15 protein-coding genes are annotated in these 21,113 nt (G+C 62.2%); 13 read left to right on the plus strand and 2 right to left on the minus strand.

Going from position 1 to position 21,113, the window contains the following annotated elements:
* The first annotated feature begins 129 nt into the window (after positions 1-129).
* From C8N34_RS10095 to C8N34_RS10120, 6 genes are all read left to right on the plus strand, one after another.
* Positions 130-2,184, plus strand: coding sequence for a hydantoinase/oxoprolinase family protein (locus C8N34_RS10095; RefSeq protein WP_108128772.1), 2,055 nt, complete (start codon positions 130-132; stop codon positions 2,182-2,184).
* The gene (locus tag C8N34_RS10100) at positions 2,181-3,902 is read left to right on the plus strand and encodes a hydantoinase B/oxoprolinase family protein (protein ID WP_108128773.1); all 1,722 of its coding nucleotides are present in this window, start codon (positions 2,181-2,183) and stop codon (positions 3,900-3,902) included. Before C8N34_RS10095 ends, C8N34_RS10100 begins: the two co-directional genes overlap by 4 nt.
* 70 nt (positions 3,903-3,972) lie before the next feature.
* The gene (locus C8N34_RS10105; RefSeq protein ID WP_054303309.1) at positions 3,973-4,965 is read left to right on the plus strand and encodes a TRAP transporter substrate-binding protein; all 993 of its coding nucleotides are present in this window, start codon (positions 3,973-3,975) and stop codon (positions 4,963-4,965) included.
* Complete coding sequence (locus C8N34_RS10110; protein WP_158640764.1) at positions 4,962-5,537, plus strand: TRAP transporter small permease subunit; 576 nt, start codon at positions 4,962-4,964, stop codon at positions 5,535-5,537. Before C8N34_RS10105 ends, C8N34_RS10110 begins: the two co-directional genes overlap by 4 nt.
* A 21-nt stretch (positions 5,538-5,558) precedes the next feature.
* Positions 5,559-6,872: a TRAP transporter large permease gene (locus C8N34_RS10115; protein WP_108128775.1), complete on the plus strand. Its 1,314-nt coding sequence runs from the start codon at positions 5,559-5,561 to the stop codon at positions 6,870-6,872.
* Positions 6,873-7,315: 443 nt separating this feature from the next.
* The gene (locus tag C8N34_RS10120; RefSeq protein WP_108128776.1) at positions 7,316-8,575 is read left to right on the plus strand and encodes a glycerate kinase type-2 family protein; all 1,260 of its coding nucleotides are present in this window, start codon (positions 7,316-7,318) and stop codon (positions 8,573-8,575) included.
* Positions 8,576-9,201: 626 nt separating this feature from the next.
* On the opposite strand, the gene C8N34_RS10125 is transcribed toward C8N34_RS10120, so the two are convergent.
* Positions 9,202-10,098 (minus strand): LysR family transcriptional regulator, encoded by an 897-nt coding sequence (locus C8N34_RS10125; RefSeq protein ID WP_211317724.1) that lies wholly within the window; start codon positions 10,096-10,098, stop codon positions 9,202-9,204.
* Here C8N34_RS10125 and speB point away from each other — a divergent pair.
* The 7 genes from speB (at position 10,091) to C8N34_RS10160 (ending at position 20,142) form a co-directional block, all read left to right on the plus strand.
* A complete protein-coding gene (speB, locus tag C8N34_RS10130) occupies positions 10,091-11,179 on the plus strand; it encodes an agmatinase (RefSeq protein ID WP_338419726.1) in 1,089 nt (362 codons plus the stop codon). The two genes, C8N34_RS10125 and speB, sit on opposite strands and share 8 nt — an antisense overlap.
* Before the next feature lie 135 nt (positions 11,180-11,314).
* Positions 11,315-12,688: a sodium:solute symporter family transporter gene (locus C8N34_RS10135; RefSeq protein WP_108128779.1), complete on the plus strand. Its 1,374-nt coding sequence runs from the start codon at positions 11,315-11,317 to the stop codon at positions 12,686-12,688.
* A gap of 633 nt (positions 12,689-13,321) precedes the next feature.
* Entirely contained in the window at positions 13,322-14,599 is a 1,278-nt protein-coding gene (locus C8N34_RS10140) for an ABC transporter substrate-binding protein (protein ID WP_108128780.1), read from the plus strand.
* 15 nt (positions 14,600-14,614) lie between these two features.
* Entirely contained in the window at positions 14,615-16,912 is a 2,298-nt protein-coding gene (locus tag C8N34_RS10145) for a molybdopterin-dependent oxidoreductase (protein WP_108128781.1), read from the plus strand.
* Positions 16,909-18,198 (plus strand): NAD(P)/FAD-dependent oxidoreductase, encoded by a 1,290-nt coding sequence (locus C8N34_RS10150; RefSeq protein WP_108128782.1) that lies wholly within the window; start codon positions 16,909-16,911, stop codon positions 18,196-18,198. The genes C8N34_RS10145 and C8N34_RS10150 overlap by 4 nt, the downstream gene beginning before the upstream one ends.
* Before the next feature lies 1 nt (position 18,199).
* Positions 18,200-19,183 (plus strand): ornithine cyclodeaminase family protein, encoded by a 984-nt coding sequence (locus C8N34_RS10155; protein ID WP_108128783.1) that lies wholly within the window; start codon positions 18,200-18,202, stop codon positions 19,181-19,183.
* 263 nt (positions 19,184-19,446) lie between these two features.
* A complete protein-coding gene (locus C8N34_RS10160) occupies positions 19,447-20,142 on the plus strand; it encodes a GntR family transcriptional regulator (RefSeq protein ID WP_108128784.1) in 696 nt (231 codons plus the stop codon).
* A gap of 20 nt (positions 20,143-20,162) precedes the next feature.
* Here the strand turns inward: C8N34_RS10160 and C8N34_RS10165 are convergent, their stop codons facing one another.
* The gene (locus C8N34_RS10165; RefSeq protein ID WP_108128785.1) at positions 20,163-21,107 is read right to left on the minus strand and encodes a branched-chain amino acid ABC transporter permease; all 945 of its coding nucleotides are present in this window, start codon (positions 21,105-21,107) and stop codon (positions 20,163-20,165) included.
* Between the last annotated feature and the right edge of the window lie 6 nt (positions 21,108-21,113).

The following is a 21,113-nucleotide window of genomic DNA, read 5'->3' on the forward strand; positions in this document are numbered from 1 at the left end:
ATGGATGCCACGCGCCGTATACAGCCGCGCATACCTGTTTTCCAACTCGGAATGATCCTGACAAGAAACTGTTGACAGACGCATATTATACATTGTGTATTTTTATGGAATACAGAGAGGATTCATGACATGGCCGAAACCTGGACGATAGGCGTCGATGTCGGGGGCACGTTCACCGATCTTTGCGCCATCGAAAGCGCCAGCGGGCGTATCGCCCTGAACAAGGTCTCCAGCACGCCCGCGAACCCCGCCGAGGCAATCATCGCCGGGCTCGACGCGCTGGCCGAGAAGGCAGGCTTTGATCTGGGCGATGTACGCGCCATCGGGCACGGCACCACCGTTGCCACGAATGCGCTGATCCAGCGCACTGGTGCCAAGGTGGCGATGGTAACAACGCGCAATTTCCGCGACCTCGTCGAAATCGGCCGCCAGATCCGCCCGAAGATGTATGACCTGAAGGCAGATTTCCCGCCGCCGCTGGCCCCGCGACATCTGCGGTTTGAAGTTGATGAGCGGATCGGGGCCGATGGTGCCGTGGTCGAGCCTCTCGACATGGCCAGCGTCGATGCGGTCATTGAGTCCCTGCGCGCTGAACAGGTCGAGGCGGTCGCAATTGCCTTCCTTTTTGCCTATCTCAACCCGGCGCATGAACAGGCGGTCAAGGCACGGCTGGTCGCCGCGCTGCCCGGAGTGGCGGTGTCGGCCTCGTCGGATGTGATGCCCGAATTCCGGGAATATGAACGCTCTTCGACCACCTTGCTCAATGCCTATCTGCAACCGGCCTTCGCGCAGTACATGCATACCCTCCAGGCCGAGGTGGCGACGCGCTCGCCGAAATCGAGCCTTGGCGTCAACCAGTCGAGCGGCGGGCTGATGTCGGTCGGGACGGCGCGAGAATTCCCGATCCGCACGGCCATGTCGGGCCCGGCAGCGGGCGCCAACGGCGCGATCCATACCGCGATGCAATCGGGCGTTGCCAATGTCATCACCTTTGATGTCGGCGGCACCAGCGCGGATGTGGCATTGATCCGGAACCGTTCGATCGGTCTCGCCTTCGACCGCGATGTGGCGGATTTTCCGGTGCGCATGCCGATGGTCGACATCAACACGGTCGGCGCGGGTGGAGGCTCGCTGGCATGGTTCGACCGTGACGGGCTGATGAAGGTCGGCCCCGCCAGCGCAGGCGCCCGTCCGGGGCCTGCCTGCTATGGCCGGGGCGGCGATCAGGCGACGGTTACAGATGCCAATGTGGTGCTGGGCCGGCTTTCTACCAGCGGCCTGCTGGGTGGCGACATGTCACTGGATGTCGAGGCATCGTTCCGGGTGGTTGGCCGCGTCGCCGGGCAGCTGGGCTGCACGGTCGAGACCGCCGCGCGCGGCATCCTTGACGTGATGGCCGCGAATATGGTGCGCGCAATCCGTGCAATCTCGGTCGAACGGGGGCACGATCCGCGCGATTTCGTGCTGATGCCCTTTGGCGGCGCGGGGCCGCTGCATGCCGAGGCCTGCGCGCGGGCGCTGGGGATCGCGCAGATCCTCGTGCCACTGTCACCCGGCATCCTTTGTGCGCAGGGGCTGCTGGTCGCGGGCCGGTCGGAAAGCCTGGTGCGCTCGCAGCGCATCGCGCTGACACCCGCCGCAGGGCCAACGCTGGAGGCTCTGGCGGAAGAGATGCGGCGCGAGGCCGATCAGTGGTTCGAGGCCGAAGCGATACCTGCGAACGAGCGGAGCGCCACTCTGGTCGCAGACATGCGTTACATCAGTCAGAATTATGAGCTGCAAATCCCGGTAACCGGCGCGCTGACTGATCTCGAAACGCTCAGGCAGTCGTTTTTCGAGGCCCATGCCAGGGCCTACGGATTCTTCAATGCAGACGACCCGGTCGAGGTGATGGCTCTGCGCCTGACGCCTCAGGGCGCACGCCCTGAAATCGGCAGCCCGCCAGGCCGCGCCACCGCCTCGCGTGTGCCGCAGCCGAAAAGCCGACGCCCGGTCTGGTTCAGCGGGTCGCAGGCGCTCGACACGCCGGTTTACGACCGGGATGATCTGGCAGCCGGCACCGAACTGACCGGCCCCGCAGTGATCGACCAGTTCGACTCGACCCTGCTGCTGTTCCCCGGCGACCTCGTCCGCGTCGACGGCGCCCGTAACATCCTGATCACCCGCGGGGAGACCGAGCTTTGACCCTCCATGATACCCTGACCGCCGCCACCGCAACTGCAAGCGATGGCCCCGATGCGATCACTGTCGAAATCGTCGCCTCGGCCTTCCGTTCAGTCGTGGACGAGACCTTCATCGCGCTGATGAAAAGCGCCTATTCCACCAACATCAAGGAACGTCACGATCATTCCACCGCGATCTGTGACCGCGCCGGACGGCTGATCGTACAGGCGGAAATGTCGCTGCCGATCCATCTGGCCTCGATGACCGGGCTGATGCAGGCAGTGCTCACGCGCTACGCCCCGGAGGACATCCGCGAAGGCGATATCTTCGTGGCAAACGACCCGCATGTCGCGGGTGGCACCCACCTGCCTGACATCAACTATGCGGCGCCGATCTTTGTCGACGGGCGGCTTCTGGGCTTTGTATGCAACATCGCCCACCATGCTGACATCGGTGGCATGGTGCCGGGATCAATGGCGGGCGGCATGTCCGAAATCTATCAGGAGGGGCTGCGGATTCCTGTCGTGCGGCTGTTCCGCGCCGGAGAACTGCAACAGGATATTCTGGACCTCCTGCTGCTGAATGCGCGGATTCCACAGGAACGCCGGGGGGATCATTTCGCGCAGATCGCGGCCTGCCGTCTGGGCCTGCGCCGGGTGGGCGAGATCGCCGAGCGGTATGGCGCCGCGCTGATCGAACAGGTGTGGGACTCGCTTCTGACGCGGACGCATGCACGGATGCGCGCAGCCATCGCAGGCCTGCCCGACGGGGTCTATCGCTTCGAAGATGTGATGGACGATGATGGCTGCGGCACCAGCGACATTCCGATCCGACTGGAAATCACGGTCACCGGGGACCGGGCGGTGTTCGACCTGCGTGGCTCGGCACCACAGGTCAAGGGCAATATCAACCTGACGCGCAATGCTGCCAAGGCGGCGGTCGCCTATGCGCTGCGAACGCTGCTCGACCCCGAGATTGCCAACAACGAGGGTATCCTGGATTGCTGCGAACTGCTGACCGAGCCTGGCAGCATCGTCGATTGCATCGCCCCCGCGCCGGTGGCGCAACGGCTCAATACCTCGCAGCGACTGGTGGATGTGATCATCGGCGCGCTGGCGCCCGCCCTTCCCGATGCGGCAGTCGGGGCCTCCAACGGGGCCAATACCACCGCAGTTTTCTCGGGGATCGACCCGCGCAATGGCAGGCCGTACCTCTATCTTGAGACCCTGGGCGGCGGTGCAGGCGGGCGCAGCGACCGGGACGGCAAAGATGGCGTTCAGGTGCATATCACCAATACGTCGAACCTGCCCATTGAAGCCATCGAGACCGAATATCCGCTGCGGGTCGTCAGCTATGGCTTCGTCGAGGATTCAGGCGGTGCCGGGCGTTATCGCGGCGGCGCGGGCCTGCGCCGGGTGATCGCGCCGGTGGAACACGATTGCACCTTCAATGGCGCGGGCGAACGGTTCGCCCATGCGCCATGGGGAATCTTCGGCGGGACGGAAGGCCGCCCCGGACGCTTCGTGCTGACCGGACCCGAGGGTGAGACCGTGCTGGTTGCCAAACCATCCGCCGTGCCGCTGCGCCGCGATCAGGCAGTGATCGTGGAAACCCCCGGTTCGGGCGGTTACGGCACCCCTGCCGAACGCAGCGCCGGGGCCGTGGCCGAAGATGCCCTTTCGGGCAAGTACACTGCGGCCTTCCTTGACAGAAACTATCCCGCGCAACGCCGCGGATGATACCGGCGGGGCGGCCCGTGCTGCCCCGCTTCCACGCAAAGACAAAGAACAGCAACAGGGAAAAGACATCATGAAAACGCTGACGAAATCGCTTCTGCTCGGGGCCTTTCTCACCTCTGCGCTGCCCGTCTGGGCGCAAACCGTCACCTGGGATCTGGCGAATGAATATCCGCCGAACTCGGTCCATGCGCGTTCGGCCGACACGTTCATCGCGACGCTCAAGGAAGTCTCCGGCGGTGACATCGTGGTGACGGCCCATCACGGTGCCGCGCTTGGTTACAAGTCGCTTGACCAGTACGACGCGGTCGGTGACGGCGCGCTGGACATCGCCTCGTCGTTTGCAACGCCGTGGTCAGGGATTAACCCGGTGTTCATCCTGTCCTCGATCCCCTTCCTTGTCGCCACCCCCGCCGAAGAGCGCATGCTTTACGAGATCGCCAGGCCCTACTACGAGGCGGTACTGGCCGACGACAATCAGGTGCTGCTGTTTGCGACTCCCTGGCCGCCGAGCGGGCTTTGGGGCAAGAAGCCGCTCGACTCACTTGAGGCATTGTCGGGCGTCAAGCTGCGCACCTATGACGCCAATGGCACAATCACCTTTGGCAACACCCCCGCCACCCCGGTTCAGCTGAGCTGGGCAGACACCGTGCCGCAGCTTTCGACGGGCGCGATTGATGCCGTGCTGACCTCCGCCGATGGCGGTTCGGCCTCGCAGCTTTGGGAACAGCAATCGCATTTCACCGAGGTGAACTATGCGATGCCACTACAATTCGTGCATATGAACCGCGACGCCTATGAGGCGCTGAGCGACGAGCAGAAAGCCTGGGTGGCCGAGGCCGCGAAAGCCGCCGAGGATTTTGGCTGGAACCTGCTTGAGGACCGTGTCGCGCAGAATTATGCCGAAATGCAGGGCCATGGCATGACCGTAGTGACCGGCGTTGATCCGGCCTATATCGCCGCGCTGACCGAGGCCGCGAAACCCGCGCTTGAGGAATGGAAGGGCAAGATGGGCGCCGATGCCGACGCCATCCTGAGCGCCTTCGACGCGAAACGCGCGCAATGACGAGCGCCGCTGACACCCGAGACATCGCCGGCTGGCTCCGGCCGGCGATGCTTTTTCAGCGCGGGGTCTTTGCCCTGTCACAAGCCGCTGCGGTTCTGGCCGCTCTGCTGGTGGTGGGGATGACACTGCATATCCTTCTGGAGATCGTGCTGCGCCTGCTGGACCGATCAACCTTCATCCTGGACGAGATGGTCGGCTACGGCATTGCCGGGGCGACATTCCTGTCGCTGGGCTACGCTTTCGAGCATTCGGCGCTGGTGCGGGTCGGCCTGCTGGTCGACCGACTGCGGGGCCGGGCGCGCCGCATGGTCGAAACCTTCTGCGGGATCACCACACTGGCGGTAACATCGCAGATCGCCTGGGTGATCGCACGATCGGCACTGCGCAGCTTCGAGCGCGGCCGCACATCAAGCTCGATTGCCGAAATCCCGCTCTGGATTCCCGAGGCGGTCTGCGCCGCGGGGCTCATGATCTTCGGCCTCCAGGTTTTCGCCTGGACGCTGCGCCAGATCTTCGACCTGCCGGGGCCGGTGGCACCGGGAGACGAAGGCCCGCTCCAGAACGACCTGTAGGCACAGGCAGAAAGGGAATACATGGACCCGCTCGTTTCCGGCCTGGCGCTGATCGCGATGCTTGTCGTGACCCTCGGCAGCGGGGTCTGGATTTTTGTCGGCTTGCTTCTCGTCTCGGTCGCCGGGCTGCATTTCCTGGTCGGGATGCCGCTTGACCGCGTTTTCACAATTGCCGGCACGATCACCTACCGCAGCGCCTCCACCTGGGAAATGGCTGCTGTTCCGCTGTTCATCTGGGTCGCCGAACTGATCTTCCGGTCGTCGGTTTCGGCCCGGCTGTTCCGGGGGCTCACCCCCTTCGTGGATCGGATTCCGGGGCGCCTGCTGCACACCAACGTCCTGGGCTGCACGCTTTTTGCCGCTGTCAGCGGCTCCTCTGCCGCGACCACGGCGACGGTCGGCAAGATCACGTCCTCCGAACTGCTCAATCGCGGCTACAACCAGAACATCGCGGTGGGCTCGCTTGCCGGGGCGGGCAGCCTGGGGCTCTTGCTGCCCCCGTCCATCGCGATGATCATTTACGGCATCCTCGCCGAAGTCTCGGTCAGCCGGCTCTTTGCGGCAGGGGTTTTGCCGGGGCTGATGGTGTCGGGGCTTTATTCCGGCTTCATCATGCTGATGGCATTGATCCGCCCCGGCATTGCCCCGGCCGGCCATCAGGATTTTGGACTGCGCGACTATCTGCGGGGGGCCTTGGATCTGCTGCCCGTGGTGGCCCTGATGGGGATTGTGCTGGGCGCGATTTATTCGGGTATCGCGACACCGTCCGAGGCGGCGGCAGTAGGGGTCTTCGCAGCCTTCGGTCTGCTGATTCTGCTTGGCGAACTGAACTGGGGACTGATCCGGGCCAGCCTGATGGGCACCGTGCGCACCAGCACGATGGTCTGCATCATCCTGGTCTCGGCCTCGCTGTTGTCGACCACGCTCGGTTATCTGCACCTGCCGCAGGAACTGGGTGCGGCAATCGGTGCGATGAACCTTGATCCGCTCGCGCTGATCGCGCTGCTGGCGCTGTTCTACCTGCTTCTGGGGGTCTTCGTTGACGGGGTGGCGATCATCGTGATGACGCTGCCGATGACCTTGCCGCTGGTGACGGCAGCCGGATACGACCCGGTCTGGTTCGGCGTTTTCCTGGTGCTGATGGTCGAGATCGGCCTGCTGACACCGCCGGTAGGGATCAACCTTTTCGTTCTTCAAGGGCTGACCAACTGGCCGCTGGGAAGGGTCGCGCGGGCTTCGGTGCCGTTCTTCCTGCTCTTCGGTCTGGCTGTGATCCTGCTGGTGATCTTCCCGCAACTGGCGCTGTGGCTGCCGGATCAGCTTTACGGCAAATAAAGACGGCGCCGGGGTTCGACAAGAGCCCCGACGCCGCGTGTGCTATCGAACTGTCCGGCGCTGACCAGATCACCCGGCGCCTTGACCGACAGGCAAGTCACCGCCGCGATCACAGCGTCATGATGTCTGCCGCCAGCCTCGGCGATCAGAGCCTCGCGCGGCAAGATGCAGCATGGAGAAGAAATGCGGGTGGCAGAAGGATCGGGATCAGGGCGAAACCGATCAGGACGACAATCAGGATCTTCGGGGCCGCGCATGGCACGCACTTTGCCCGGAGAGGAAAACCCGCATCGGTTACCGGCCTGTGCCGCAGCGCACTGGACCGGTGGCGTATGATGCACTAGGAATCGGCTCTGTCCTGCCCCGCGCAAGCCCGATTTGCCCGGCGCCAGACGGTGAGCCTGCCGCGCCACCTTTCCACCACCCCCCGGAGAGAGCTCGAAATGACCGCCGATTGCCCCGAGCACCTGCTGCTGCGCCAGCTTTTTGACCGCGCGGTGGAGGTTGCAGACCCGATCCGTTCGCTTGCCGCACATCTGCCACCAAAGCCTGCGGGGCGAGTCGTGGTGATCGGAGCGGGCAAGGCCAGCGCCCGCATGGCCGAGGCGGCAGAGGCGGCCTGGGGTCCCTGCGAAGGGCTTGTCATTACCCGCTACGGCTATGCCCGCCCCTGTCGCGGCATCGAGATCGTGGAAGCCGCGCATCCGGTGCCCGATGCCGCCGGGGTGGCCGCCACCGCGCGGATGCTTGATCTGGTCGCGGGGCTGAATGCAGATGACTTCGTGCTCGCGCTGATCTCGGGCGGGGCTTCGGCCCTGCTCTGTGCGCCTGCGGGCGGAATGACCCTTGAGGAAAAGCAGGCGGTCAATCAGGCACTGCTGTCCTCGGGTGCGCCCATCGGGCAAATGAACATCCTGCGCAAGCATCTCAGCCGGGTGAAGGGCGGGCAGCTTGCCGCCGCCGCCTATCCTGCCCGGATGCTCACCTTGCTGATTTCCGATGTGCCCGGCGATGCACCGGGGCTGATCGGCTCTGGCCCCACGGTGGGCGAGGCGGCAACGGCGGCGGATGCTGCGCAGATCGCGGCGGAATGGCAGATCCCGCTGCCCGCATCTGCACAAGCGGCGCTGTCGCAAAGCGGCGTGCTGGCCCCCGAAGATCCGCGCCTTTCAAAGGTTCAGAACCTGATTTACGCCGCGCCTTCGCAATCACTGGCGGCTGCCAGCGCGCTGGCCGAAGCGGCGGGGCTGAAGGTCATCAGCCTTGGCAATGATCTGGAGGGCGAGGCCCGCGAGGTCGCAAACACCCATGCAGCCGAGGCCCTGCGCCTGCAGGCCGCGCGCAAGCCAGGCGATGCGCCGCTTTTGCTGATCTCCGGCGGCGAGTTGACAGTCACCCGTCGCGGCAAGGGCGTCGGCGGGCCAAATGCGGAATATTGCCTTGCCCTCGCCATTGCCTTGCAGGGCGCGGCAGGTATCCATGCCATTGCCTGCGATACCGACGGCATTGACGGCGCCGCCGAAGTCGCGGGCGCGGTGATCGGCCCTGATACGCTGGCCAGAGCAAAGGCGGCCGGGGTCGCCCCTGCCGATGCGTTGGCCGCCAATGATGCCCACAACTTCTTTGCAAGCATCGGCGGGCAGGTGGTGACCGGGCCGACACTGACAAATGTCAACGATTTCAGGGCGATTCTGATCGGCTGACACCGGCGGCAGATCAAGGGGCCATCCCCGAAAACAGGCCGCAATCTCGTCGCGCGGCCTGCGGTTTGGGGGCGAGGACTGGTATTCGGCGAACCCACTCCTGCTGGTGAATTGCTTCTGCCCCAGAAAAGACTGGCCCCGTAGCTGCCATGTGTCCATGCGCCGCCCCGTTGGCCCGACAAGGCGGAGCGCACCCTGACGGGAACATCGGCCGGGTCTGTCAGGTCGCAACGGCGGGTCACGGGCAGCGCCTCTGCTTTCGACATGAGCGTACCGGACCGCCTTGCGGCTCAGCTTTCCGGCTGACATGCGCGGAATGATATGAAGATCGACGCCGGTCTTCGGCTGTCGGATATCACGTTCGATGGCGCAAAGCCGGATGATATCTGCCCCTGTCCGGCTCGGCTGGCACCTCTGCGGCACGGGAAGCTGCGTGCGCATACCGTCATGTTCTGGTTATGATGCCAGAGCGAAGAAACCATCTCCCCGCGATGGGAAAAAGAAGCCCACGTCTCCTCGTTGAGCTTCACGACCAGAGCGCCCAGCCTCCTGGCCTTTTCGGCGAAGTTCTTCTGGATGCCAGTGCCCGGGAAGACAGGGATATCTCGTCGGCCAATGCGGCCGTATCACCCATCGGGAAGTTCAGGCCCGGACCCGGAAAGTTCGCGCAGAAAGGACCGGATCAATCTGCTGTCCTTGCGATCAGAACGAGCAATTGCACAAAAGCGAATATGGTAGCTGAACACCTCGGGCATCAATTCTTGTAGCTGGCCTTGCTGAACCCAATGCAGTGCGAGGTGATCTGGCAGAAACCCCAGATAGCTCCCCGTCATGACAAGGATGCCGATACCTTCAATCGAGTTTGTCCGACTGACGATCCGTAACTTGTCACCATGCACGCCGAGCCTGTCGCTCAACAGATAGTCTGGCGATGCAATCTCGGCGGCACAGATATCTTCCATGTTACAGATGCGCCCGAATAGCGGATGGCCCTGACTGCAATAAAGCGACATCCGTTCTCTGTGCAGCTCGTGATAATCCAGATCGTCAGCACGGGAGTGCGCAGGTAAAAAACCGACATGTGCCCTGCCGTCGCGAATTGATGCACGCACACCCGAGGGAGGCAGGACGATCAACTCGATCCGCACATCTGGCGCGCGGGCTTTGAAGCGCGCGATATGTTCCGAAACGCGGTTCTTGTGATCGGAAAGTGTGCTTTCGGTGATGGCAAGACGCAGCTCGCCCTTCATGCCCAGCCTGTAGCCCCTCAACTGGTCTGAAACATCATCCATGGCGTTCATGAGCCGTTGGGCAGCCTGAAGCACGAACTCGCCATCCGGCTCCAGCATGAAACCGCCGCGGCCGCGTGTGCAGAGCCGAAGCCCTATGCGGGCCTCAAGATCTGACATCGCCCGGCTGACTGCTGCTTCGCTGAGGCCAAGCCTGGCTGCCGCGGGCGCAAACCCCTTCTCGGCTGCGACGCAATGGAAGACTTTCAGAAGGCGGATATCGCTGATGGCCAAGCTGAACATTACTTACCTGAATCGCAAGTATAGATACATAAACTTGCATATATTTCAGCCTTATGCCTCTGACAAGGTTTCTCGCGGAAAGCGAGGAAAGCCTATGACCAAACCCAAATCAGAAATCTATCAGCCGCTATCGTCGGATGTGGTGCCGCGCTATGCGGGCATTGCCACCTTCATGCGGCTGCCCCAGGTATCACTGGAGCAAGCCACCGACCTCGACATCGGGATCATTGGGGTTCCGTGGGACGGCGGCACCACAAATCGGGCTGGCGCCCGCCACGGCCCGCGTCAGGTGCGCGAGATGTCGGCCCTGATGCGGCGCTATCATCCGGTGCTGAACATCAGTCCCTACGAGATTGCAAACTGCGCTGATCTGGGAGATGCGCCGGTCAACCCGCTGGAAATTGTGGGCACTCTGGACGGTCTGAAAGCCCATTATCAGCAGCTTGTCGGACGCGGCATCACCCCTTTGTCCGTCGGCGGTGATCATCTGGTGACGCTGCCGATTCTGCGTGCCCTGGCAGAACGTCATGGCCCCCTGGGCATGATCCAGTTCGACGCGCATTCGGACCTGTGGGATGTTTATTTTGGCGGCAGCAAATACGCTCATGGCACGCCATTCCGCCGCGCGATCGAAGAAGGAATCCTCGATCCGAACCGACTGGTGCAAATCGGCCTGCGCGGCGGTCTGTACAGCGCCGAGGACAACGACTGGGCCGTTGAACAGGGCGTTCATCAGTTCCCGATCGAGGCCGTGGAAGAACAGGGCTGCGACGCCGTTCTGGCCGAAGCCCTCCGCCTTGTCGGCGCCGGGCCTGCCTATGTGACATTCGACATCGACTGCCTGGACCCGGCCCATGCCCCGGGCACCGGAACCCCAGAGGTCGGCGGCTTCACAACATTACAGGCCCAAAGGATGCTGCGCCGCCTGCGTGGCGTGAACTTCGTTGGCGCGGATGTTGTCGAGGTCTCGCCCCCCTTCGATCCGGGCGGAGCAACCGCGTTGGCGGGCGCGACGATGCTGTTTGAACTGATCTGCCTTCTGGCAGAGCGCCGGGCGCTCGCCACCGGCTGAGGGGTCGAAGCCGGCCGGGCCGGTTCCGCGGGGAGGCGGGCGGCCCGGCAATAAATCACACAAGAAACGGGGTTCATCCGGCCGATCCGCCAGGGTCGCCCGATACATGGCCCCTCCATATGGGAGGAGAATGAAATGATGCTCGATGTTGTCATCGTCATCGCCTATTTCGCGATGATGATCATGTGTGGGGTCGTGGCGATGCGCCGGCTCAAAAGCACATCGGATTATCTGCTGGCGGATCGCAACCTGCCATTCTGGGTGTTTTTTCCCTGCCTGTCGGCCGTTATTCTCGGCGGCGGCTCGACCTTTGGTTCGGCCTCTCAGAGCTATCAGTTTGGCCTTTCGGGCGCATGGATCACCTTCATGTTCGGCCTCGGCGTGGTTTTTGTCGGGCTGTTCTTCGCGGGCAGAATCGCCAAACTGGATGTCTTCACACTGAGCGAATTGCTGGAGCGCCGATATGGCCATGGCAGCGGCTATGTCAGTGCGATGGTCTCGACGATCTATACCGTGCTGATCGCGGTGGTGCAGATCATTGCCCTGGGAACGATCCTGAAAGAACTCTTGGGCTGGAGTCTGAATGCCGGCATTCTGGCGGGCGGCATGGTGACGGTGATCTACACCATGATCGGCGGGATGATCGCCATCACGATCACGGATTTCCTGCAATTCGTGCTGATGTCCATCGGCGTTGTCCTTCTGTTGATCTTCGGGATCGACGCTGTCGGCGGGGTTCAGGCCGTGACCGAAGCGGTCCCTCCCGATTTTCTGACACTGACCAATATCAGCGGTCAGCGCCTGATGGGATTGTTCCTGTCCCTGTTCCTGGGGATCATGATTGGTCAGGATATCTGGCAGCGCATTCTGACGGCCCGGAACCAGCGCGTCGCCAAGGTCGGATCGATCTTTGCGGGCCTTTATTCCGTTGGCTGGGGTGCTGCGATGGGGATCTGCGGCCTGCTGGCCTATATCCTTCTGCCCGGCCTTGAATCTCCGCAATCCGCCCTGCCGGCCCTGGTCATCAAAGTCCTGCCTGCGGGACTGAGCGGCATCGTGCTTGCCGCCCTGATGTCAGCCCTGATGTCGACCGTCAGTGCAACTGTCCTGGCCTCCGCCACGCTGGTGACGAATGACATCCTCAAACCGTTGCTGAAACTGAGCGAAGCGGACGAATTCAACGTCTCTCGCATTCTCACAGCGGTGACGGGCGTCGTGGTTATCCTGCTGTCGATCTATGTCGGTGATGTGTTCGTCGCCCTGGATACGGCATACTCCTACCTCTCGGGTTGCCTGTTCGTCCCGATTGTGGCTGCACTGTTCTGGCCAAGGGCAATCTGGCAAGGGGCGATCGCCTCAATGATCATCAGCGCGGTTGCTGTCACGGCCAGCCTGGCGATTTACGGGCCATCCAGCACTGTACCGATCGTATCCGGAATAGGCTCAAGCGCTGTCGTGATGATCCTTGTGAGCCTGCTCTTTAAGCGCATGCCTGCTGCAAAGAGCTGACTGCAAGAGGGGGTGCGATATCACGAGCGCTGCTCGAGAGATCGGGGTTGATGGTGAAAACCGTTGCGGTGGATGGGTTCCGTGGCCGTCCTGGTGGCGACGTGATCCGGGAAATCAGCGTCAGCCCCCCTGATTGCCTCCCGCCCAAGAGTGCTCGATCTGCCTGAACAGTTGCAGAAAGATAAACGTCAGACTTCGGTTCTGCTGCGCCGGTGCCCGGTGGCCAAAACGCTATCACGTCAAACTGCCGGGCAAATCCTCAAGGTGCAGCAGAAACATCCTGAACTTGGCTCCCTTGTCGGTGTCTGGTCCGCAACTCTCGGGTGCAATGATGCCTGCCGATTCCCCTCAGGTCATCCAGGAAAGCTTGCTCATCATAGCTCCCGCCGGTCTGGAAGACTGAATCAAACAGGCTAGGCAGCCCCAGGCCGATCAATGGTTTTTGCTGTAAATGCATGACTATATGAAAAAATTTTCCCAACCGGGGAGGCGGTATACTCCTGTCATGACAGCAATGCCTGCAATTTGCGTTGGAAAACTCTTTGTATATTGACGCATGATTTGATCCTATGATCAAATGATTCACGGACAAGAGGTGAACCAGCACCCAACCGCAACCCAACAGGAGCTTTCATGAAAAGTCGGATTCCGCTTCTGCTAGCGAGCGTTCTCGCCAGCTCAGCTTTCGTGCTTCCAGCCTCGGCACAAGAGGTCGCCTGCCCTGTCAAGATCGGCGGCGTCCTGTCTTTGACCGGCCCCATCGGGTCGGTCGGGCAGAACATCGCAAAAAGCGCCCAACTCGCCATCGCGACCATCAACAAAGGCGGTGGGGTCAAGGGATGCCCGGTCGAGATGGTCCTGCGTGATGATCAGGGGCAGCCCAATGTCGGCGTGGACGCTGCAAAGTTTCTGATCGAGGTCGAGGGCGTCAAGGCAATCACCGCCGCGATTTCGTCAGGCGTGACCGTGCCGGTTCTGACCTCGGTGACCGCCGACGCGCAGATTCCACAGATTTCGTGCTGCTCCTCGGCAAACATCCTGACCGAGTTGGGCAAACAAGGCAAAACCGGCGGTTTCTTCTTCCGCACCTTCCCGACGAACCAGAACCTTGCCTATCCACCGGCGATGATCGCCGCGGAAAAGGGTCTCAAACGTGTTGCGATCATCTATGTGAACAACGATTACGGCAGTGCCCTGTCGGAAAACTTCAAGAAGGCGTTCGAAGCTCATGGCGGCGAAGTCGTCAAAGCCGTGGCCTTCAACGAAAACCAGGCTTCCTATCGGGCCGAGGTCAGCACGGCTTTGGCTGCGGATGCAGATGCGTTGCTGTTGGTCGCATTCCCGGTTGACGGTGCGAGCATCGCGCGCGAATGGTTGTCACTGGGCGGCGCCAGGTCGATGATCCTGAACAACGCGTTGCGCAGCCCCGATTTTGTCGAGGCCGTGGGCGCACAGTATCTCACCGAATCGTGGGGGACCGACAATGCCGCGGCAAAAGGGCCCGAGCTTGATAGCTTCCGCGAGGCATTCAGCGCGGCAAATCCGGGCATCGCACCCGAAGGCCCTGGCATTTACAATATCTATGACGCGATCATGGCGCTCGGACTGGCAATGAATATCGCGCCCGACCTCAGCGGGCCTTCGATCCGTGATGCGATGTGGCAGATCCAGACCGAAGACGGCACGCCCATCGGAACCGGTGCCGATGATTTCGCCAAAGCCATCGAGGTGATCAAGGCAGGCCAGGGCATTTCCTATGTCGGCGCGACGGGTGCCGTGAACTTCGACCAGTATGGCGACGTCAAAGGCCCCGCTCTGGTCTGGAGCGTCGCCGAAGACGGCACCCTGACAATTGACCGGGAAATCGACCTTCGGGAGATGGACGACCTGTTCCGTAAAGTTGACGGGTAAAGGTCGCAGATAGGGATGAGCAAACGCTACACGCTGTCGCACTGGGGGCTGTACGAGGTCGAAAGGGATGCCGCCGGTGTCCCCGATCTCGCCCCATTTTCTCGTGATCCGGACCCGAGTCCGATCGGACAAGGCCAGCTTTCTCCGCAAATGGCCGCACTCCGGATCACCCGCCCGGCTGTTCGTCGCAGCTGGCTCGACAACGCCGGACGCGCGCCGGAACGCCGCGGGCTGGACCCGTTTGTTGAACTCGAATGGGACGAAGCGCTGGATCTGGCAGCGTCTGAAATTGCGCGGGTCCGTGAGCAGTTCGGCAATCGGTCAATCTTCGGCGGGTCTTATGGCTGGTCGAGTGCCGGACGTTTTCATCATGCCCAAAGTCAGGTGCATCGTTTCCTGAATGCTGCGGGGGGTTATGTGCGGCATGTGGACAGCTATTCCCTTGGCGCCGCGAATGTGATTTTGCCCCATGTGGTGGCCCCTATGGACCAGCTCATGGCAGAGCATTCGTCATGGGACACACTGGCCGCGCATACCCGCCTTTTCGTCAGCTTCGGCGGCATTCCGGTGAAGAACTCCCAGATGAATGCGGGCGGGGTCGGCATACACCACACGCCAGCTGCGCTGCGCACTCTGGTCGATGCGGGGGTGCGCATCGTCAATATCGGGCCGGTTGGTGACAATGTCGGAGCGATCTCGGGGCAGGTCGAATGGATACCCTGTCGCCCGAACACCGATACCGCCGTCATGCTGGCGATGGCGCAGGTTCTTTTAAGCGAGAACCTGCATGATCGGGCGTTTCTGGAACGGTGCTGCACCGGGTTCGACCGGTTCGCGCCCTACCTGACCGGAGAAAGCGACGGCCAGCCCAAGACGCCAGCCTGGGCCGAGCAAATCAGCGGCGTGCCGGCCGCCACAATCGCCCGACTGGCGCGGGACATGGCCGCGACGCGCAGCATGCTGAACGTCTCATGGGCGATGCAGCGCGCAGAGCACGGCGAACAGCCGTTCTGGATGGTGGTCGTCCTGGCCGCGATGATGGGCCAGATCGGCCAGCCGGGAGGTGGATTCGGCGTCGGTTATGGCGCCGCGAACCTGCTTGGCAGCCCGCATATACGATCCAAAGGACCAACTCTGCCGCAGGGTCGCAACGGCGTGACCGACTTCATCCCCGTCGCGCGACTGGCGGATATGCTGCTGGGTCCGGGCGCAAGTTTTACCTATAATGGGGAAACCTATCAGTATCCGGACATCCGGCTGGTTTACTGGGCGGGGGGCAACCCGTTCCACCACCATCAGGACCTGAACCGTTTACGCCGAGCCTGGGCACGCCCTGAAACAATCATCGTGAACGACCCGTGGTGGTCGCCTGCGGCGCGGCGCGCTGATATCGTCTTTCCTGCCACGACCACTCTGGAACGCAACGACATCGGCAGTTCGACGCTGGAGGCTTTCATCGTGGCGATGCGTGCGGTGGAAAGCCCGGCTGGGTCGGCGCGCGACGATTACGATATCTTTGCCGGTCTTGCTCGTCGGCTCGGTTGCGAGGCCGACTATACAGAAGGGCTGGACACCATGGGCTGGCTGCAACGGCTTTATGCCGAGGCCCGCCAGATAAATAAGGGCCTTGGCATAGAACTGCCGGAGTTCGACGAATTCTGGCAATCTGGTCTGGTCGACATGACCGCGCATGATCGACCCGCCACCATGTTGCACGATTTCGTCGCGCAACCCGCCCAGCGTCCCTTGAATACCCCATCGGGGCGGATCGAAATATGGTCAGACCGCATCGCCGAGATGGCACTGGCTGATTGCCCGCCGCATCCGGTCTGGCTGGAGAAGCGCGAATGGCTGGGCTCTGCGGGTGCCGCGCAATATCCGCTGCACCTGCTGACGGACCAACCGGCCCGAAAACTGCACAGTCAGCTTGATGCCTCACCTCATAGCATGAGCGGCAAGGTCGAGGGGCGCGAGCAGGTGCATATGCACCCTTCCGAGGTTGAACAACGCGGCCTGCACGATGGGCAGATTGTCGAAATTTTTAACGGCCGGGGCCGTTGCCTGGCCGCCGTCTGCGCGAATTCACAGATCATGCCCCGCGTTGCACGCCTGAATACCGGCGCGTGGTATGATCCATGCCCCGATACCGCGCTTGATCGCCATGGCAATCCCAACGTGCTGACCCGGGACATTGCCGCTTCGTCCCTGTCGCAGGGTTGCGCCGCGCAAAGCTGCCTCGTCGAAATCCGTGCATGGGAAGGGCCGCTGCCCGATATTGAGGCCTTTCAACTGCCGCAAAGGCAATCCAGATGAGCAGATCCCGTTCCGATATCGACAAGAGCATCTGGGCCTCGCCTGCGACCTTGTCGTTGCCGCCCGTCCCCACCCGAAGCGATACCGATATAGCCATCATCGGCGGGGGGTTTACCGGGCTGACCGCAGCGCTGCATCTTGCACAACGCGGGCACAGCGTCACGGTGCTGGAAGCCGGTGAACCCGGCATGGGCGCATCGGGTGTCAATGCGGGCTTTGTCGTGCCGAATTTCGCCAAGGCCGACCCGGCCGCCGTGCGAGCCCGGCTGGGCAGGCAAAAGGCCGACCGGCTTTTGCGCATGATCGGCGCCGGGGCCGAGCGGGTTTTCGAGACCATTCGAAATCAGGGGATCGATTGCGCCGCAGAACAGACTGGCTGGATGCATGTCGCCCATAGTCCCGACACCCTGCCGATGCTGGCCCAGCGCGTCGCTGACTGGAACGAACTGGGCCGTCCGCTGAAACTGCTGTCGGCGGAAGAGGCCCGCGCGCGTACTGCGGCGCGTCATTGTCACGGCGCGTTGTTCGATCCCTCGGGCGGGATGCTGAACCCGCTGTCCTATGCGCGCGGTCTGTCCATAGCCGCAATTCGGGCCGGTGTGACGCTGCATGGCAATGCCCCGGTGACGGCACGCCACCGCGAGGGCGCGGGCTGGGTGCTGTCTGGTCCCGGTTTTCAGGTGAAAGCACGGCTGGTCCTGCTTTGCACGAATGCCTATCGCACGGGCGTCGCGCGGGAACTGGGGAAATTCACCGTGCCCCTGCGGGTTTATCAGATCGCGACCGCGCCGCTTTCCGCCGACGAGGCGGCACGCCTGTCGCCGGCACGCATCCCCTTCGCCGATACCCGGGCGAACCTGTTCACCGCCAGACTGACCCATGACAACCGGCTGATCAGCGGGGGCATGGCCGTATTGCCGTTCCGGGCTCAACACCGCCTTGCCGGGCGCATCGCCACCAGGCTGGCATCCGAGTTCGGACTGTCGCATACGCCTGAAATAGCGAGTATCTGGCAGGGCACAGCAGCGATAACGCTGGATTTCCTGCCGCATCTTTATAATCTCGGCCCCGGATTCTGGGGCGGGATCGGCTGCAACGGACGCGGTATCGCGCTGACCGCCATGCTGGGCGAGGTTATGGCCGATCTCGCCTCGGGTGTGCCGGTCGACGAGTTGCCAGTGCCGCTGGCGCAATCGAAACTGCCGCTTCCCCGGCTCGCCACCAGCCTGGCGACCTCGGCCACGGTGGCGCAGGTCCGCTGGAGCGACTGGCGGAAAGGGCTTTAGGATGCTGGTTCTGACAGCAGCAGATGTGAAGCGCTGCGTGGGAATGGCCGAGTGCATTTCGGCCGTCCGTGCAGAGTTGATCGAGGAGGCCAAAGGCGCACATAAACAGTTTTCGCGCCACCAGCTTTCGGGTGGCGAAGGGCAGGCTCTGATGGGGCTGATGCCGATCGCGCAAGTTGCGGGCGATCCGACATGGGCGCTCAAAGCGGTCACTGTCGCAAGGTCCAATCGCGCCCGCGGACTGGATACGCATCAGGGCGTGATGCTATTGTTCGAAGGCTGCACCGGACTTCCGCTGGCTGTCATCGATGCCAGCGCGATCACGGCGCTGCGCACGGCGGCGACCTCGGCCATCGCGACTCTGGCGCTTGCGCGGCCTGATGTTTCCCGCGTCGCGTTTCTTGGCGCAGGCACTCAGGCGCGCGCGCATCTTGAAGCGTTGCGCCTTGTGCTGCCACATGCAGAATTTACGCTGTGGTCGCGTTCTGGTGCGGCTTCATTGGCCGAAGAGATGGGAGCCAAGGCCTGTCAGGATATCGCGGCTGCCCTGAGGGATGCCGACGTGATCTGCACCGCCACTGCTGCGGACAAGCCGCTGATTGATCCCAGGTGGGTCATGCCGGGTGCGCATATCAACGCGATCGGGGCGAGCAGACCGGATGCGCGTGAATTGGGCAGCGACCTGATCGCCGACGCGGAGTTGTTCACGGATTCCCGCCTGCAAGCCCATACCGAATGCGGCGAATACCTTTTGCCGCTTGCCGAAAGACGCATCACTGCCAATCACATTCTTGCAGAGCTGGGCGAAGTGCTTGCGGGCTTCCATCCCGGGCGCAGCGGCAGTGATGCCCTGACCATATTCAAGTCATTGGGAACCGCGACCCAGGATCTGGCTGCCGCCAAATTGGTATTGCGCAAGGCTCACAGCCTTGGGGAAGGTCAATCGATAAACTGGACGGACGACGCAATTCCGCAAGGCGCATGATCTTCGGGAATGCTGCCGGTCGTGACCGATGGTCTTGACCGATAGCAGATTTCCCGCGCCACCTGATGTGCACAGGCCCTTGATCAGCGTTCGGGAGTTGAGTGAGCTTGGATAAGATTTCACCATTGGCCTGCTCACAGATAGTCATCGCAACGCCTACACCACGGCGCCCCATCAGACAAAGAGACCACGGCCTAAGAGACTTGCGCTCGTAGCGCCGAGCGCATATGTGGAAAGATGTCATTTGATCAAGGACAGCTTGGATGAACGTCGACTTTTTGGAGCCGGTATCATCGCGGTCTACCGTGCAGGATCGTGTCTATCATCAGTTGCGAGCCGCGCTGATGTCGGGCCATTTCGATCCCGGTCAGGTTTTGACTATCGGGTCGCTGGCCGACCGCTTTCGAACCAGCCACATGCCGGTGCGTGAGGCTCTGCGTCGTCTGACCGCAGAGAACGCCCTTGTGGTTGTCAACAACGGATCAGCTCAGGTGCCGGTCGTGTCGCTCGAGGGGCTTGACGATCTGTGTCTGACCCGCACCGCGCTGGAGACGCTGGCCGTCAAACTGTCCACTGATCGCTGTTCGCCAGCTGATCGGGCGAAGTTTCGTGCTCTGGTCGAGGGGCACGCCGCTGCTGCAGCGAACCGCGATCTGCAAGGAATGCTTCAACTTAATCAAGAGTTGCATTTCGCGATCTACAACGCTTGCGGATCAGCAGTGGTCGTGCAGTTCATCCAGTCGCTGTGGTTGCGCTTTGGTCCCTACATGCGGATGCTGTCTTCCCACATCGGACCGGCAATCGAAAGCGGTGAATATGAGCCATCGCGCCATCATGCCGATCTGGTTGATGCCATGGACGCGCATGACGGGCATTCGGCTGCGGAAGCGCTTAGGGGTGATATCGAAACGACCCAGACATTGCTGCGCGAATTGTGCAAGCGAGAGATCCAGTCGTGATCTCTCGCTGATACGTTTACTTAACGGCTGGTCCGCGAGGTCGTCGGCGCTTCACCGACAAGGCCGCGCGGCCGAAACAACAGCACGAGCACAAGCACGATCCCGATAAACATCGCCTGCACTGCTCCGGCCTGCGCCTGAAGGCCGACGGGCATAAAGCGTGCGATGGCGGCGCCCAACATGCTCCAGATACCCCAGACCAGAATGGCACCCAACAAAGCGCCAAGAGCATTGCCGCTGCCGCCCACGATCAGCATGGTCCAGACCAGGAAAGTCACAATGGGCAGGAAGTCCGCCGGGCTGACAAAGCCGGTGAAGCTGGCATAAAGCGCCCCACCCAACCCCATCAGCGTCGAACCGATGACAAAGCATTGCAGGCGGAACGCCACGGTGTTTTTGCCAAGTGTGCGAGCCGCCGGCTCATCCTCGCGCATCGCGCGCAGCACCCGACCCCAGGGCGAACGGGTCATGCGTGCCAAAGCGTAGCAGACCAGGGCAAGCACCGTCGCGACCAGTCCCAGATATGCAATACCGTTCCACAACCGGACTTCGAACAGACCCCGGGTGGGGTTGGGCAATTGCCCGATGCCCATGGTGCCGCCGGTCATTGGCTGCCAGTTGGTTACGATCAGCTGAATGGTTATTGCGATCCCGAATGACGCGACCGATAGATAGTCGTCTCGCAGCCTTATGGTCGCCAACCCGACCAACAAAGCCGCGAACGCTGATATCAGCATCGCGCCGAAAATCCCGACCGCCCAGGGCAGGCCGAAATTTCCCAGAAATGCGGGGCTGGCCGGTGCCGTCAGAATGGCAAATCCATAGGCACCGATGGCGTAAAAGCCGACCACACCTGCATTGAAAATGCCAGTCTTGCCCCATTGCAGATCAAGCCCGAGCGTAACGATACCGAAGATCAGTGCCACCGTCAGAAAGAAGGCAAAATAGGAGATAAGTCCGATCATGGTGCC

The organism is Gemmobacter caeni, from assembly GCF_003054195.1.
Lineage (GTDB): Bacteria > Pseudomonadota > Alphaproteobacteria > Rhodobacterales > Rhodobacteraceae > Gemmobacter > Gemmobacter caeni.